Consider the following 14839-nt stretch of genomic DNA (forward strand, 5'->3'; position numbering starts at 1 on the left):
TGCCCTGCGGTCGCTTACTTGACCTTGGCGTAGGTGCCCTTCAGCGCCACGCCAGCGAGGATCGTACCGGCATAGCATTCGTAGTTGGTGCTGCTCTTGAACTCGTTCTTCTTGTAGTAGCTGACGATGTCGACCACCGCGTTGGCACCGCGCGACTTGGCGCCGTCCTGCAGTGCGCGCAGCGCAGACAGCGCGACCCAGCGGCAGGCCTCGGCATCGCTCTTGTTGGCGGCGTTGGTCTTCTTGTTGGTCACGTCCTCGCCCAGGCGCTGCTGCACGCTGACCGGCTGGCCGGCCAGGTAGAAGCGCACGCTGCCGTCGATGCCGGCGTCCCGGGCGGCCTGCGAGGTGACCAGCTCCTGCAGGGACTGCTCAACGCGGGTGTCGCGGGCGGAGGCGGTGGAGGTCAGGGCCAGCAGTGCAGTGGCCGTGGCGATCATCAGGGTGCGGCGCATCGGAACATCTCCTTGTCGGGGGTGCGGGTGGGTTGAGGAAAAAGGCGGGATGGGACGGTGGATCATTCGCTCCAGCGGCGGAACACCAGCGAGGTGTTGATGCCGCCGAAGGCGAAGTTGTTGCTCATCACGTACTCGGCCTGCAATTCGCGGCCCTGCCCGGTGATGAAGTCGAGCTGGCCGCAGCGCGGGTCAACCTCGGCCAGGTTCAGCGTGGGGGCGAACCAGCCGGCACGCATCATCTCGATGCTCAGCCAGGCCTCGAACGCACCGCAGGCACCGAGCATGTGGCCGACGTAGCTCTTCAGCGAGCTGATCGGTACGCGGCTGCCGAACACCTGCGCGGTGGCCTGGGTCTCGGCGATGTCGCCGTGATCGGTGGCGGTGCCGTGGGCGTTGACGTAGTCGATCTGCGCCGCCTCCAGGCCCGCATCCTCCAGCGCCAGGCGCATGGCCTGGGCCATGGTGTCGGCGCTGGGCTGGGTGACGTGCTGGCCGTCGCTGTTGGTGCCGTAGCCGACCACCTCGGCAAGGATGGTGGCACCGCGCGCCTGCGCGTGCTCCAGGTCTTCCAGGATCAGCGTGCAGGCACCCTCGCCCAGCACCAGGCCATCGCGGCCGGCATCGAACGGGCGCGGCGTGGTCTGCGGCGCGTCGTTGCGCACGCTGGTGGCGAACAGAGTATCGAACACCGCCGCAGCGGTAGCGTCGAGCTGCTCGGCACCACCTGCGACCATCACCGTCTGCTTGCCGCTGCGGATCGCTTCATAGGCCGCGCCCACGCCCTGGCTGCCCGAGGTGCAGGCGCTGGAGGTGGTGTAGACACGCCCGGACAGGCCGAAGAACACGCCGATGTTGACCGGCGCGGTATGGCTCATCATCTTCAGGTAGGTGGTGGCGCTGATGCCTTCGGTGGTGAACTCGTTGAGCATGCGCCCGAACTCGCCGGTGGCTTCGTGGCTGCCCGACGAGGAACCATAGGCCACGCCGGTGCGACCGCTGCGCAGCACCGGGTGCTCGTGCAGGCCAGCTTCGCGCAGCGCCACTTCGGTGGCACGCACCGACATGATCGCGACCTTGCCCATGGAGCGGGTGGTCTTGCGGTTGTAGTTCGGCGGCAGCGCGAAGTCCAGCGCCGGCGCAGCCAGCTTGGTGTTCAGCCCGGCATAGACATCCCACTCGGGCATCGCGCGCACCGCGTTGCGGCAGCTGCGCAGATGCGCCTCGATGGTCGGCCAGTCATGGCCGAGCGGACTGATCGCGGACGCACCGGTCACCACGACGCGACGATCGGTGGCCATCAGAGCATGCCTCCGTTCACCGAGATCACCTGGCGGGTGATGTAGCCGGCCGGTTCGGACAGCAGGAACGCCACCGTGGCCGCCACTTCGTCGGGACGGCCGACGCGGCCGGCGGGAATCAGCTTGAGCGCGTGTTCGATCACTTCATCGTTGAGCATTTCGGTCTCGATCAGGCCCGGGGCCACGCAGTTGACGGTGATCTGGCGGCTGGCCAGTTCCAGCGCCAGGGCCTTGGTGGCACCGATGATGCCGGCCTTGGCGGCACTGTAATTGACCTGCCCGCGGTTGCCGGCCAGTCCGGACACCGACGACAGGGTAACGATGCGGCCCGGCTTGCGCCGCCGCACCATCGGCATGATCAGCGGATGCAGCACGTTGTAGAAGCCATCCAGGTTGGTGTGGATGACCTGGTCCCAATCCTCCGCCGACAGTGCCGGGAAGGCGCCATCACGGGCGATGCCGGCATTGCAGACCACGCCGTAGTACGCGCCGTGCGCTTCGACATCTGCCTCCAGCGCGGCGCGTGCGGCCTCACGGTCGGCCACGTCGAACATCAGTACGCGGGCCTGCTGGCCCAACGCGTGGATCTCGGCCACCACGGCCTGTGCCTCATCCAGGCGGCTGCGGCAATGCACCACCACGTCGAAGCCATCGCGCGCGATGCGCAGCGCGATGGCCCGGCCGATGCCCCGGCTGGCGCCGGTCACCAGCACGCTTCGATTCCCTGTCATGCCTGTCCACTCTCCAGATAGGCCATCGCATCGGCCGGTTCGAACACCGACACGTTGGCTGTCGCCCATTCGTCCTCGCCCGCCAGGATGCGGCAGGCGAACATCCCCAATCCATTGTCACCCAACAGCTCGCAGCGCGCCTGTACGCGCAGCCGCGAGCCGCTGGGGAAGCTGCAGCGCGCGCTGTTGTAGCGGCGGCTGCCGAGCAGGAAGCCCAGCTGCGGTGGCTTGCCCGCTGCACGCGCACGGCAGCCGGCCCAGGCCGCGATGGCCTGTGCCATGTATTCGATACCCACCCAGGCCGGCACTTCGTGGTTTTCCACGAACAGGCCGGCCTCGGGCACCACCAGTTCCGCCTCGATGGTGTCCTGGTCCCAGTGCGTGATGCGCTCCAGCAGGCACATGTCCTGGCGGTGCGGTACCACCTCTTCAATTGCATACAGCATGTTCATCGACGCTCAAGCGCCAGCACGGCATTGCTGCCGCCGAAGGCGAACGAATTGCTCAGCACCCGCCGCGGTGCCTGCGCCAGGCGGGTAGCTGGTGCGACCAGCGGCAGTGCCGGCAGCGCGGGGTCTGCCACGCCGTCCCACCAGTGCGGTGGCAGCTGCTGCTGCGGGTTCTCGGCCAGCACGATCCAGCACAATGCAGCTTCGATCGCGCCTGACGCACCCAGCGTATGGCCGGTCAGGGGCTTGGTCGAACTGGCCCGAATGCCGTTGCCCAGCACCTGCGAAACCGCCAGGCTTTCCATCGCATCGTTGTGCCCGGTGGCGGTGCCATGCAGGTTCACGTAGTCCACTTCATCGGCCGCCCAGCCGGCGCGCTGCAGCGCCTGCTGCAGGGCATCGATGGCACCCAGGCCCTGCGGATCGGGGGCGGACATATGATGAGCGTCGGCCGATTCGCCCCACCCGGCCAGGCACACCGGACCCGGCTCGCGGGTGAGCAGGAACAGCGCGGCGCCCTCGCCGATGTTGATACCGGAGCGGTGCTGCGAGAACGGATTGCAGCGCAGGGCCGACACCGATTCCAGCGCGCTGAAGCCGGCCACGGTGAAGCGGCACAGCGAGTCCGCACCGCCTGCGATCACGGCGTCGACGATACCGGCTCGCAGCATGCGTGCAGCCGACATCAATGCCTTGGCACTGGACGAGCAGGCGGTGGACAGGGTCCACGCGGGCCCCTGAGCGCCGCTGCGCTGGCGCACGAACTGCGCGGCAGTACCCATTTCCTGCTGGGCGTAATCGAAGCCCTGCGGCCACTGGCCCTGTTCGGCGTGGGTGCGCAGGGCCTGCTCGGACTCACCGATGCCCGAGGTGCTGGTGCCCAGCACCACCGCCACGCGCTCGGCGCCATGGCGGGTGATCGCGGCGGCCACCGCCGGAGCGATCTGCGCCAGTGCCACGTCCAGCAGGGCGTTGTTGCGCCCGCGCAGGGCCACCGGCAGTTCCTCCAGCGCCGGCAGTGGCGTGCGTACTTCTCCCAGCGCCAGGGTGCGCCCCGGCAACAGGCTGTCGTTGTCACTGAGCCCGCCCGGCACGTCGGCGAACATCGCCGACGCGACAGCGGCGCGGCCATCGCCGAGCGCGCAGACCACGCCCAGGTCGTTCAGGTAGATCGGTGCACTCATCGGTCCTGTCCGGCCATGTCGATCGATTCGATGCGCAGCGCATAGCCTTCGGCACGGTTGTCCAGCTGCACGCTGCCATCGTCCAGGCGCTGCAGTTGCAGCCACACCGTGCCATCGCGCGACAGGCTGCGCTGCTGGCCGTCGTCGCTGACCTGCCAGTCGGCCGGCAGCGCGGCGGCGATGGCCGCGGTCGGCCACAGCGCGAACTGCAGGTCATCCAGCACACGCTCGGCACGTACCTGCGGCGGCAGCCACGGCGCGCGCTGCTGGGTCAGCTGCTGGCCGTCCCACTGCAGGCGCACGCCGGTCTGGCCCATCGCCTGCACCGCCAGCTGCACCTGCTGCGCGTCGGCCTCCAGCAGCGCGTCGAGGTCGCGCTCATGGCTGCCGAAGCGGAAATGCAGCTGCTGCTGCAGGGCCAGCGGCGCCGGCAGGCTGGCCGGCGACAGCCGCAGCGGCGGCAGCTCCACCTGGGGCTTGGGCATGCGCCCGGCACAGGCGGCCAGCAGCAGGCACAGCAGCAGGGCCGCAGTACGGAAGATCAGGCGCTGCACAATTCCTCCAGCACGCGCATGCGGCGACCACTTTCATCGGCCACATACGGATTCTTGGTGTCCCAGGCGTAACCGGCCAGGATGGAGCTGATCATGTCGCGCACTTCGGGCTGCTGCTGCGGGTGGTAGATGATCTTCTGGAAGCCGCCCTGGTACCAGCTTTCCACGAAGCGGCGGAAGGTCTTCACGCCGGCGCGCAGCGGGATCGAGAACTCAGCTTCCCAGTCGACGGTTTGGCCGGCATAACGGCGCTTGAGGCACTCGCTGGCCAGCTGCGCGGACTTGAAGGCAATGGTCACACCGGACGAGAACACCGGGTCGAGGAACTCGCCGGCGTTGCCCAGCAACGCGTAGCCGGGGCCCCACAGCGAGCTGACATTGGCCGAGTAACCCGTGATGCGGCGCACCGGCAGCACCGCCCATTCGGCATTGGCCAGCAGGCGGGTCAGGTTGGGGTCCTCGCCGACGATGGCCTGCAGCTTCTGCAGGTCGTCGCCTTCGTAGCGCTCGAAGAACGACGGCTCGGCGACCACGCCCAGCGAGCAGCAGCCGTTGGAGAATGGAATCGTCCAGTACCAGACGTCGATGTGTTCGGGATGGGTGGTGATCAGGATCTTGTTGCGGTCGAAGTCGGCTTCGGCCGGAATGTTGTCGCGCACGTGGCAGAAGATCGCGCCGCGCACCGGGAAATTGGATGGCGATTCCAGCTGCAGCAGGCGCGGCAGCAGGCGCGCGAAGCCCGATGCGTCGAGGATGAAATCGGCCTCGATGCGGTATTCGCTGCCATCCGGGCGGCGCACGCTCACCGCAGGCTGTTCACCGGGTTCGACCGACAGCACTTCATCACCGAAACGCAGCGTGGTTCCCATGCGCTCGGCGCCGCGTGCCAACACGTTGTCGAAGTCGGCGCGCTGCACCTGGTAGGTGGTACCCCAGCCCGGCGAGAACTTCTTCCGGAAGTCGAAGGCCGTACGCGCTTCACCGTGCACGAACGCCGCGCCGTTCTTGTACTGGAAGCCAGCCTCGACCACATCCTGCAGCAGCCCGGCTGCTTCGATGTACTCCATGCTCTGTGGCAGCAGGCTTTCGCCGATGGAGAAGCGCGGGAACTGCTGGCGCTCCAGCATCAGCACCTGTCGGCCCTGCTGGCGCAGCATCGCCGCGGCCACGGAGCCGGCCGGGCCTGCGCCGATGATCAGGATTTCAGTGCGTTCGACAGCATCCACAGCAGTACTCATCGGGGCGTCCTTGTTGCTCGATCAGGGGAAAGAAGAAAAGCGGAAGGCGGACTCAGGCCGGCGGCAGGTCATGCGGTGGCGGCCGGAACAGTGGCGAGATCAGCCAGACCAGGCCGATGCCGAACAGCAGGGTCAGGCCGAACGCGCGCAGCGCCGGGGTCTGCGACAGGCCCAGCAGGCCGAACGACAGCCAGGTGCTGGCCGCACCCACGCAGACCGCCAGCCATGCGCTGGCATCGCCACGATGTTCGATCAGGAAGATGCCGTAGTCGATGCCCATGCCCAGCAGCAGCATCAGCGCCAGCACGTTGAACAGCTGCAGCGGCTGGCCGAACAGGCCCAGCAGGCCCAGGGTCAGTGCGCCGGCAATCAGGGTGGGGGCAAATACGCGCCAGGCCTGGCGGCGGTAGCGCAGCCACAGCGCACCGAACACCAGTGCGATGCCGACCAGCAGCAGCCCGCCCATCAGCTTGCGGTAGTGGCCCAGCAGCTTGGAGAAATCGGAGGTGCGATCTACCCAGCGAACGCCGGGCAGGCCTTCGGCGGCACCCTCCAGCGTGGCCAGGGCATCGGCGCGCGACAGGTCATCGACCATCACCACGCTGATCATCTGCCCACCGACTTCACCCACCCACAGGTGGCGGAACGGCTGCGAGGCCGGCGAGGCCAGGAAGGCTTCGGCGGTGAGCGGCGCGGCAGCGAACTGCGGTCGCTGCAGCGGCTCGCCCACCGCCTCGGACACGGCCGACAGCACGCCGGGTTCCACCTTCGCGGTCAGCGCGGCATCGGCCTGCTGGCGCGCCGGCGACGGCAGCCAATCGCTGATCGCGCGATAGCCACCAATGCGCTTGTCGGTGGCCAATACACGCAGGCGCTCGGTCAGTGCTTCCTCGCGCTGCAGCAGCTGCGCGGCATCGGCACCCTGCACCAGGTAGAACTGCGCCGGGCTGGGCATGCCCAGCAACTGGCTCAGGCGGATCTGCTGCGCCATCAACGCCGGCGGTGACGACTGCAGGCTGCGCAGGTCGTCGTTGCTCTGCAGGCGCGCGATGCCGATGGCAGACAGCGCCAGCGTGATCACCACGAACATCGTCACCGCGCGGCGGCCATGCAGCCGCGGGAAGCGCTCCAGCGTATTGCCCAGCCACTGCGAGAAGCGGGTCTGGCGGATCTCGCCACCGTCGAGCCACGGGAACCAGAAGATCACCGTGAGGAAAGCTGCGGCCAGGCCCACCACCGAGAACAGCGCCATCTGGCGCAGGCCGGGGAACGGGGCCAGGCCCAATGCCAGGTAGGCCAGCGCACTGGTCAGCAGGGCCAGCCACAGGCCGGGCAGCAGATGCCGCAGCAGTTTCCAGCGACGATCGGCCGGTTCGGCCTGGCGCGAGGCGAACCAGTGAATGCCGTAATCCTCGGCCACGCCCACCAGCGACGCACCAAACACCAGGGTCAGCACGTGCACCTTGCCGAACACCAGCACGGTCACCGCCAGCGCCACGCCACAGCCGATCAGCAGCGAGGCGGCCACCAGCAGGATCGGGCGCAGCGAGCGGAATGCCAGCCACACCAGCAGCAGCACCGCCGCCAGCGACCCCCAACCGATGGTGTTGATCTCCTGGTTGGCCTGCACCGCGGCGGCCTCGGCATGCAGCGGCACGCCGGCATGCAGGATTTCAAGCTCAGGCGCCGCCGCCGTGGCGGCCTGCCCGGCACGTTCCAGCAGGCCATCGAGGTGGCGCTCGCCATCCAGCTGGAACGCCGAGCCGGGCGTATCGAACTGCAGCACGGCCCAATGCCTGCCCTCGGCTTCAAGCAGGCCGTCATCGCCCAACCGCAGGCCCGAACCCTGCGCCTGCTGCTGCCACCATTGCGGCCACAGCGACAACGGATCCTGGCGCCATTCAGTCAATCGCGGCGCACCCATCGGGCCATACAGCGCAGCCAGCGCCTGCTCGGCCAACACGCCCGGTTCGCTGCCCAGCAACTGCTCGCGCTGGGCCGGTGTCAGCAGGCGGTCGCGGTACGGCGCGTAGAACGCGCGCGCCTCGTCAAACCAGCCTTCGATCGAACCGCTGGGTACCAGCAAGGCATGGTCGGCATCCTTGGCCATGGCCGCCGCAAAGGCCGCCTGCGCGCGCTTCGCAGCCGCGCTGTCCTTGCTGCCGAGCAGCACCACGACCTGCCGCGAACTGCCATCGGCAATGCGCCGGGTGACGTCGCTCAACAGGCGGTCGTGCGCATCCTGCGGCAGCAGGGCGAGGATGTCGGTGTCGATCCGCGATTGCTGGCTCCACAGCTGCCACTGCTGTGCGCCCAGCGCCAGCAGCACCAGCAGCCAGGCAATGCCCAGCCAGTGCCACCAGCGCCGCAACCGGTCCGGTGCGTTCGATGCCACGGCCTCACTCAAAGCGGCGGGCCTCGTCGGCATTGAGCGTGGCCGGCGCCTCGCTCAACGCGCTGAACTGGATCTGCGTGCGGTCCTTGTTGGCCTCGACGATCTCGACCTGGCGCACGTAGCGGTCGCCCTGCAGGGTCAGCGATTCGAAGGCCTTGGCCAGCATCGCCGACTTCGGCGTCAGGCGCAGCCGCCAGCCCTGCCCTTCACGGCTGGCCGCCACGTTGAACTGGCTGGACAGTGCCTGCACGTCGCCACTCATCAACGCGAACATGATCGCATTCACTGAACGCATCGCCGGCTGCTGCCGCGCGTCCAGTTCGACGCGGGTGCTGCCATCACGCTGCCGGCTGAGGATGCGGTCGGCGGTGACCACTACTTCCGAGGGGAACGGCTTGAGCGTGGTCCAGATCACGCCGTGCTGGCGCGCGACCACGAACCGGCCCTGCGAGCGCAGCGGGTTCCTGAAGCCGCTCACCTGCTTTTCCTGGCTGAACTGGCCACGCAGCACATCCGGCCGCGCCACCGCCTGGGTAATGGCATCGATGGCGGGGTCGGCCGCCTGCACCAGTGGTGCGGCCACCAGCAGCAGCGCGCACAGCAGCGCACGCGCGAAACGGTTCGCTCGGTTCATGGCGCAGGCACTCCCAGGCGTTCCCACAGTACCGGCGGGCACTGGTACAGCATTTCCTTGCTGGCCGCGTCCACCGCGACCTGAATGGTCATCGCCCGGGTCAGCACCTGGCCGCTTTCCGCATCGAGGATTTCGTACTCGATCTTCAGCCGGTTCTCCCATTCAACGATGCGCGCGACCACGCGCAGCGCCTGGTTGAACAGCAGGGGGCGCACGTACTTCACCCGCGCATCGACCACCGGCCACAGGTAGCCTGATTCGAGCATCTGCGGGTAGTCGTAGTCGTAGCGGCCGAGCAGCGCGCAGCGCGCGATCTCGAAGTACTTGAAGTAGTTGCCATGCCAGACCACGTTCATCGGATCGCAGTCATGGAAGGCGGGGGTCAACGCAATCTCGCCAACCCGTTCAATGGCCTCATTCACCGGCATACAGCTCCCAACGTTGCGCGCGGATCTCCACCAGCAGTTCCCGCAGTTCGCGATCCAGCGCGCGGTCTTCCTCGACCAGGGCGATGCGTTGCCCCAGGTCGGCGTACATGTCGGCCAGACTGCCATGCAGCTGCGCATTCAGGCCAACCCGTTCACGCAGGGCCAGGCCCTGGCGCGCGGTGATCAGCATTGCCGCCACCACCTGTTCGGTCAGCTCGATCACGCGCAGGCAGTCGCGCGCGGCGATGGTGCCCATGCTGACCTTGTCCTGGTTGTGGCACTCGGTGGAACGCGAGAACACGCTGGCCGGCATGGTCTGCTTCAGCGCTTCGGCAGTCCAGGCCGACACGCTGATCTGCAGTGCCTTCAGCCCATGGTTGATGGCCGCGCGCGGACCGGTGGCCGCCGACAGGTTGGCCGGCAGGCCATGGTTGTAACGGGCGTCCACCACCAGCGCCAGCTGCCGGTCGAGCAGATCGGCAACGTTGGCCACGGTGTTCTTCAGGGTGTCCATCGCCAGCGCGATGTGGCCGCCGTAGAAGTGGCCGCCATGCAGGATGCGCTCGCCGTCGGCGTCGATCAGCGGGTTGTCGTTGGCGCTGTTCAGTTCGGTCTCGATCAGCTGGCGCAGGAACGGCAGGCTGTCCTCCAGCACGCCGATCACATGCGGTGCGCAGCGCAGCGAGTAGCGGTCCTGCAGGCGCTGTTCATTGCGCGGCGGGCGCTCGCTGTGCAGGTCGCTGCGCAGGCGCGCGGCGATGCGGCCCTGGCCCGGGTGCGGCTTGGCTGCGAACAGGGTTTCGTCGAAGTGGTGCGCGTTGCCGTCGCTGGCCAGCACGTTGAACGCGGTCAGGCGCGTAGCCATGCGTGCCAGGTAGTCGGCGCGCTGCCAGGCCAGGCAGGCCAGGCCGGTCATCACCGCGGTGCCGTTCATGATCGCCAGGCCTTCCTTCGGCCGCAGCTTCAGCGGGGTCATGCCGATCTTCGCCAGCACGTCCGCCGCCGGCTGCACGCGGCCGTCGTGCAGCACCTCGCGCTCGCCGCACAGCACCGCCGCCACGTAGGACAGCGGCGTCAGGTCGCCACTGGCACCGACCGAGCCTTCGGCCGGAATCATCGGCAGCACGTTGTGCTGCAGCAGCGTGGCCAGGCCTTCCAGCAGCGGCAGGCTTACACCGGACATGCCGCGCACCAGAGAGGCCAGGCGCGCCGCCAGCACCGCACGGGTCTCGACCGGGTCCAGGTAACGGCCCAGGCCGCAGCCATGATAGGTGTACAGGTGGTGCGGCAGTTCAGCCACCAGTGCCGGTGGGATGTTCACCGTGCACGAATCGCCATAGCCGGTGGTCACACCGTAGATCACGCCATCCTCGCGCAGCAGGCGGTCGAGGAAGTCGGCACCACGCTGGATGTGGGCGCGGAACGCCGGCGCGTCGCTCAGTGCGGCCTCGCACTGGCGCTGGGCCAGGGCAACCACGTCTTCGATGGTCAACGGTGCATCGCCAAAGCGGCACGCGGGTACGGCGTCAGTCGTCATGCGGAGCCTGATCCCAGAAGGGGAAGAAATTGAACCAGTCCAACGGGGACTGGATGACCTGGAGTTCCAGCCAGCGCGCGAAGCGCTGTGCCTGTTCGGCCAGTGCCGCATCGCGTGAGCCGCGCGGCAGCACGATGCGTTCGGCGAACTGTTCGAATGCCACGCGGTAGCCCTCGCCCTGGTGCAGGCAGGCCATGGTGTAGACCGGGCAGCCCAGTGCGGCGGCGAGCACATAGGCACCGATCGGGAACGGGGCGCGGTGGCCAAGGAAATCGGCGGTGACGCTGCGTCCGCCCTGCACCGGCGTGCGGTCGCCGACGATGGCGACGAAGCCCCCCGCCGCGACGCGCTCGGCCAGCATCACTGCCGTGGCCGGGCCCATTTCGGTTACCTGCACCAGTTCCACCGCCGCCAGCGGGTCCAGCCGTTGCAGCAGGCGGTTGAAGCGCTGCGCATGCGCGGTGTGCACCAGCACGGTGATGCGGAACCCCGGCACCTGTTCGGCCAGCACCTGGCACAGTTCCAGGCAGCCGATGTGCGCGGTCAGGATCAGCCCGCCTTCGCGGCGCGCTATCTTCTGCAGTACCAGGTCGCGATGCAGGTGGATGCGTTCGGCGGGGTAGCGCCCGCCGAGGCCGAGAATCTTGTCCAGCATCGTGTCGGCGAAGGCGAAGAAATGGCGCAGGCTGTCGCGCCGGGTCGGCGCACGGCCGAGCACGCCGCTGTGTGCCTGCAGGCGCTGCAGGTACTGCATCGAGGCCTGGCGGCCGACACGGTTGCCCAACCAATGGCAGGCCACCACCGGCCACACGCACAGGCGGAATGGCCAGCGCCCGAACCAGCGGTGCACCCAGCACAGGAACAGCACGCCGGCAACCGACGTGGATTCGCCGATGTCGGCCCAGTGCGGAGCGTGCGGTCCGGTCGCCATCTCAACCCTGCCCGCGCAGGCGGCGCCACAGCAGGCGCGGCGCGCGCCAGAGCATGCCGAAGAACAGGCGGGTGTGCATGCGGCTGATGCGCACGTTGTCGCGCCACACATCGAAGTGCGACACGCCATCGGCAGGATAGGTCACGCGCGTGGCCAGGTGCTCGACCGGCAGCTGCCGCCAGTACAGGCGCACCATCACTTCAGTATCGAAATCCATGCGCCGGCCGATGGTCTCTTCACCGATCAGGCGCAGCACCGGCGGCAATGGATACACGCGGAAGCCGCACATGGTGTCGCGCAGGTGCAGCGACAGCGTGTTGATCCAGACCCAGATATGGGTCGCGTAGCGGCCATACAGGCGTGCCTTGGGAACACTGGCATCGTAGGCCGGAATGCCGCAGATCACCGCACCCGGGTGCGCGCGCGCCGCCTCGATGAAACGCGGCAGGTCGGCGGTATCGTGCTGGCCGTCGGCATCGATCTGCAGCACGTGGCTGTAGCCACGCGCAGCGGCCTCGGCAAAGCCGGCCAGCATCGCCCCACCCTTGCCCTGGTTGATGTTCAGGCGCAGCAGGTCGACGCCCTGGCGCTGTGCCAGCGAACGCAGCACTGTCGCGCACGCTTCATGCGAGCCATCGTCGACCAGCAGGCACGGCAGCCCGGCGGCCTGCACGCCTTCGACCACCGCCGCGATGGCGTGCTCGTGGTCATAGACGGGAATCACCACCAGTGGCGCGAACGCGGCACCGGCAACGGCCGGGTCAGTCCGCATCGGCGAAAACCACCTTGCCGCTGGCATGCACGCCGTGGCTGGAGGTGTAGCGGAAGGCCAGCACATTGCGCGTGGCATCCCAGTCCAGCTGCAGGGTCAGCTCATCGCCCGGGCGGGCCACGTGCTGGAACTTCACCGCATCCATGCGCAGGAATCCGGCCGGCATGCTGAACGCCTGGCGGCCAAAACGCACGGCCCAGTCCAGCTGCGCCACGCCGGGCAGGATCGCCGCCTGCGGGAAGTGGCCCTGGAACGGCCGCAGCGCCGGGTCGAGGGTCATGCGCAACGTAGCGCTGGCAGCATCGCGGTGATCCCAGACCGGCACCGGCATGAGCGGCTGGAACAGCGCCGCCAGTGCCGCCTGGGTGACCTTGCCCTGTGCATTGATCGGCAGCGCCTTCACCAGGCGCCAGCGGCGCGGCCGGGTGACCGCGTCATGCGCCTGTGCCAGGCGCGCGCCAAGGCGCTGGCCCAGCGCGCGGCGCGCGGCGTCACCGCCCTCCAGCAGCGCCAGGTTGGCCGGTACCACCACCGCTGCCAGCTGCTCACGCTGTCCCGGCAGGACCAGTACTCTCACATCGTCCACTTCGGTGTCTTCGCGCAGCGCGCGTTCCAGCGCATCCAGCGAAACGCGGCGCTCCTCGATCTTGACGATGCGGTCGGCACGGCCCAGCAGGCGGAAGCGGCCATCGGCCAACGCTTCCACGCGGTCCTGGGTGCGCCACCAGTCGAGGGTTTCCAGATGCGCCGAGGCGACGGCCAGGCAGCCATCCTCGATGCGCCACTGCACGCCCGGCAACGGCTGCCACGGCGGCAGGTCGGTATCCCAGCGGCGCCAGGCGATACCCCCGGTTTCGCTGCTGCCGTAAACCTCGGTCGGTGCCACGCCCAGCCATTGCCGTACCTGGCGTGCGGCTTCTTCGGGCAGCGGGCCACCGGAGGAGAACACCGCGCGCAGGCGGCCGTGCAGGCCGGCCCAGTCGAGCTGCTCGGGCAGGCGCTTGAGGTGGGCTGGCGTCGCCACCAGCACCGTGTCGGTACCGGCCAACGCGCCCACCAGGTCTTCGTGGAAGAACCGGCGCGGATGGATCAGGCGGCCGGCGGCCAGCGGCCACAGCACCCGGAACAGCAGGCCGTAGATGTGCTGGTGGGACACCGTGCCATGCACCTGCACGCCTTCCAGCTGCGCGCCGAACGCAGCCTGCAGCGCATCCACCTCGCGCGCCAGCTGGTCCATGCGCTTGTTGATCGCACTGGGCTGGCCCGTGCTGCCGGAGGTGAACACGCACAGCTCGCAGGCGCGCTCGTCCAGCACCTGCAGTTCGCCGTCCACGCCAACGGTGGGGGCAACCAGCGCTCGGTAGTCGGCGGAAACATCGCCGGCGAAACCGCTTACCTGTGGCTGCAGCGCCTGCAGCGTGGCCGGCAGGTTGTCGGCAGCCAGGAACACCCGCTTGCCGGCATGCCAGGCGCCGAACAGCGCAGCAGCGAAGGCCACCGCATCATCGAAGTACAGGGCCCAGTCACGGCCATCGGCAGCAGCAAAGGCCGCACGCCAGGCCAGCACCCGCTGGCGGAAGCGGGCATGGTCGATCACCTCGCCATCGCACACGCCGATGCTGCGCTGCGGCTGCGGGTCCACCAGCAGCCGGTCCAGGGCAATCCACTCAGCCATGCGCGTGCGCTGCCTTGACCCGACGCCGCACCAGCCACTCACCTGCAAACAACACGCCCATCATCACGTACGCCAACAATCCGTTGTAGAGCATCCAGACCCGGTCCGACGCGTAAAGCGCGGTCAGCAGGGCCAGGCTGCCGTTGAGAACGAAGAAGCCACACCACACCTGGGTGACGCGGCGGGTATAGGCCACCGCGAACGCCGGCAGGTCCGGCTCCTGCAACCGCGCCAGGCGTTCCACCAGCGGCGGGCCGAAGCGCAGGCTGGTGCCGAACACCGCCAGCATCACCATGTTGACCAGCGCCGGATACAGCTTCAGCGGCAGGGCCTGGTTCAGCACGGTGGCCAACACGGCCAGCAGGCCGGTTCCCGCAGCGGCGGCCCACCACAGCGGCTGGCGCGTACTCAGCGCGCGCAGCAGGGCCAGGGTGAACAGCAGCAGCGACAGCCAGCGTGGCTCGAAACGGCCCATCGCCAGGTACACCAGCACCGGGTAGGCCAGCGAGATCGCGGCCACCACGACCGTGCGTGCGCGTGCCATGGCGGAGCCGC

15 protein-coding genes are annotated in these 14839 nt (G+C 68.5%); all 15 read right to left on the reverse strand.

All coding sequences use genetic code 11. The annotated features are described in order from the left end of the window. Positions 1-14: 14 nt before the first annotated feature. The 15 genes from AC5P68_RS12180 to AC5P68_RS12250 all read right to left on the reverse strand — a co-directional run bounded on the left by AC5P68_RS12180 (position 15) and on the right by AC5P68_RS12250 (position 14828). A complete protein-coding gene (locus tag AC5P68_RS12180) occupies positions 15-455 on the reverse strand; it encodes a hypothetical protein (protein WP_005411594.1) in 441 nt (146 codons plus the stop codon). A gap of 62 nt (positions 456-517) precedes the next feature. Next, on the reverse strand, positions 518-1756 hold the full coding sequence (locus AC5P68_RS12185) for a beta-ketoacyl-ACP synthase (protein ID WP_495217073.1): 1239 nt from the start codon (positions 1754-1756) through the stop codon (positions 518-520). After that, positions 1756-2487, reverse strand: a complete 732-nt coding sequence (locus AC5P68_RS12190; protein WP_005414863.1) for a 3-ketoacyl-ACP reductase FabG2 — start codon at positions 2485-2487, stop codon at positions 1756-1758. Before AC5P68_RS12190 ends, AC5P68_RS12185 begins: the two co-directional genes overlap by 1 nt. Further along, entirely contained in the window at positions 2484-2939 is a 456-nt protein-coding gene (locus AC5P68_RS12195) for a hotdog family protein (protein WP_005411597.1), read from the reverse strand. Before AC5P68_RS12195 ends, AC5P68_RS12190 begins: the two co-directional genes overlap by 4 nt. Beyond that, positions 2936-4120 carry a beta-ketoacyl-[acyl-carrier-protein] synthase family protein gene (locus tag AC5P68_RS12200; protein ID WP_005414864.1) on the reverse strand — a complete coding sequence of 395 codons (1185 nt, stop codon included), beginning with the start codon at positions 4118-4120 and terminating at the stop codon, positions 2936-2938. The genes AC5P68_RS12195 and AC5P68_RS12200 overlap by 4 nt, the downstream gene beginning before the upstream one ends. Then, a complete protein-coding gene (locus AC5P68_RS12205; RefSeq protein ID WP_005414865.1) occupies positions 4117-4674 on the reverse strand; it encodes a DUF3261 domain-containing protein in 558 nt (185 codons plus the stop codon). Before AC5P68_RS12205 ends, AC5P68_RS12200 begins: the two co-directional genes overlap by 4 nt. Next, positions 4662-5912, reverse strand: coding sequence for an NAD(P)/FAD-dependent oxidoreductase (locus AC5P68_RS12210; RefSeq protein ID WP_032967071.1), 1251 nt, complete (start codon positions 5910-5912; stop codon positions 4662-4664). The genes AC5P68_RS12205 and AC5P68_RS12210 overlap by 13 nt, the downstream gene beginning before the upstream one ends. Positions 5913-5964: 52 nt before the next feature. Then, positions 5965-8340, reverse strand: coding sequence for an MMPL family transporter (locus AC5P68_RS12215; protein ID WP_495202110.1), 2376 nt, complete (start codon positions 8338-8340; stop codon positions 5965-5967). Continuing rightward, complete coding sequence (locus AC5P68_RS12220; RefSeq protein ID WP_033833815.1) at positions 8312-8941, reverse strand: outer membrane lipoprotein carrier protein LolA; 630 nt, start codon at positions 8939-8941, stop codon at positions 8312-8314. The genes AC5P68_RS12215 and AC5P68_RS12220 overlap by 29 nt, the downstream gene beginning before the upstream one ends. Then, positions 8938-9369 carry an acyl-CoA thioesterase gene (locus tag AC5P68_RS12225; protein ID WP_005411603.1) on the reverse strand — a complete coding sequence of 144 codons (432 nt, stop codon included), beginning with the start codon at positions 9367-9369 and terminating at the stop codon, positions 8938-8940. The genes AC5P68_RS12220 and AC5P68_RS12225 overlap by 4 nt, the downstream gene beginning before the upstream one ends. Next, the gene (locus AC5P68_RS12230; RefSeq protein ID WP_495217074.1) at positions 9356-10906 is read right to left on the reverse strand and encodes an HAL/PAL/TAL family ammonia-lyase; all 1551 of its coding nucleotides are present in this window, start codon (positions 10904-10906) and stop codon (positions 9356-9358) included. The genes AC5P68_RS12225 and AC5P68_RS12230 overlap by 14 nt, the downstream gene beginning before the upstream one ends. Further along, positions 10896-11837, reverse strand: coding sequence for a lysophospholipid acyltransferase family protein (locus AC5P68_RS12235; RefSeq protein ID WP_033833818.1), 942 nt, complete (start codon positions 11835-11837; stop codon positions 10896-10898). The genes AC5P68_RS12230 and AC5P68_RS12235 overlap by 11 nt, the downstream gene beginning before the upstream one ends. A 1-nt stretch (position 11838) precedes the next feature. Next, positions 11839-12609, reverse strand: a complete 771-nt coding sequence (locus AC5P68_RS12240) for a glycosyltransferase family 2 protein (RefSeq protein WP_049403646.1) — start codon at positions 12607-12609, stop codon at positions 11839-11841. Beyond that, on the reverse strand, positions 12599-14284 hold the full coding sequence (locus AC5P68_RS12245) for an ApeI family dehydratase (RefSeq protein WP_049403645.1): 1686 nt from the start codon (positions 14282-14284) through the stop codon (positions 12599-12601). The genes AC5P68_RS12240 and AC5P68_RS12245 overlap by 11 nt, the downstream gene beginning before the upstream one ends. Further along, positions 14277-14828, reverse strand: coding sequence for a COG4648 family protein (locus tag AC5P68_RS12250; RefSeq protein WP_005414874.1), 552 nt, complete (start codon positions 14826-14828; stop codon positions 14277-14279). Before AC5P68_RS12250 ends, AC5P68_RS12245 begins: the two co-directional genes overlap by 8 nt. Between the last annotated feature and the right edge of the window lie 11 nt (positions 14829-14839).

It is taken from the genome of Stenotrophomonas sp. YJH_SMC_58 (genome assembly GCF_059369635.1).

Coding starts and splice junctions, on each gene's coding strand:
- AC5P68_RS12180 (WP_005411594.1), bottom strand. CDS start 455: ATGCGCCGCACCCTGATGATCGCCACGGCCACTGCACTGCTGGCCCTG.
- AC5P68_RS12185 (WP_495217073.1), bottom strand. CDS start 1,756: ATGGCCACCGATCGTCGCGTCGTGGTGACCGGTGCGTCCGCGATCAGT.
- AC5P68_RS12190 (WP_005414863.1), bottom strand. CDS start 2,487: ATGACAGGGAATCGAAGCGTGCTGGTGACCGGCGCCAGCCGGGGCATC.
- AC5P68_RS12195 (WP_005411597.1), bottom strand. CDS start 2,939: ATGAACATGCTGTATGCAATTGAAGAGGTGGTACCGCACCGCCAGGAC.
- AC5P68_RS12200 (WP_005414864.1), bottom strand. CDS start 4,120: ATGAGTGCACCGATCTACCTGAACGACCTGGGCGTGGTCTGCGCGCTC.
- AC5P68_RS12210 (WP_032967071.1), bottom strand. CDS start 5,912: ATGAGTACTGCTGTGGATGCTGTCGAACGCACTGAAATCCTGATCATC.
- AC5P68_RS12215 (WP_495202110.1), bottom strand. CDS start 8,340: ATGCCGACGAGGCCCGCCGCTTTGAGTGAGGCCGTGGCATCGAACGCA.
- AC5P68_RS12220 (WP_033833815.1), bottom strand. CDS start 8,941: ATGAACCGAGCGAACCGTTTCGCGCGTGCGCTGCTGTGCGCGCTGCTG.
- AC5P68_RS12225 (WP_005411603.1), bottom strand. CDS start 9,369: ATGCCGGTGAATGAGGCCATTGAACGGGTTGGCGAGATTGCGTTGACC.
- AC5P68_RS12230 (WP_495217074.1), bottom strand. CDS start 10,906: ATGACGACTGACGCCGTACCCGCGTGCCGCTTTGGCGATGCACCGTTG.
- AC5P68_RS12235 (WP_033833818.1), bottom strand. CDS start 11,837: ATGGCGACCGGACCGCACGCTCCGCACTGGGCCGACATCGGCGAATCC.
- AC5P68_RS12240 (WP_049403646.1), bottom strand. CDS start 12,609: ATGCGGACTGACCCGGCCGTTGCCGGTGCCGCGTTCGCGCCACTGGTG.
- AC5P68_RS12245 (WP_049403645.1), bottom strand. CDS start 14,284: ATGGCTGAGTGGATTGCCCTGGACCGGCTGCTGGTGGACCCGCAGCCG.
- AC5P68_RS12250 (WP_005414874.1), bottom strand. CDS start 14,828: ATGGCACGCGCACGCACGGTCGTGGTGGCCGCGATCTCGCTGGCCTAC.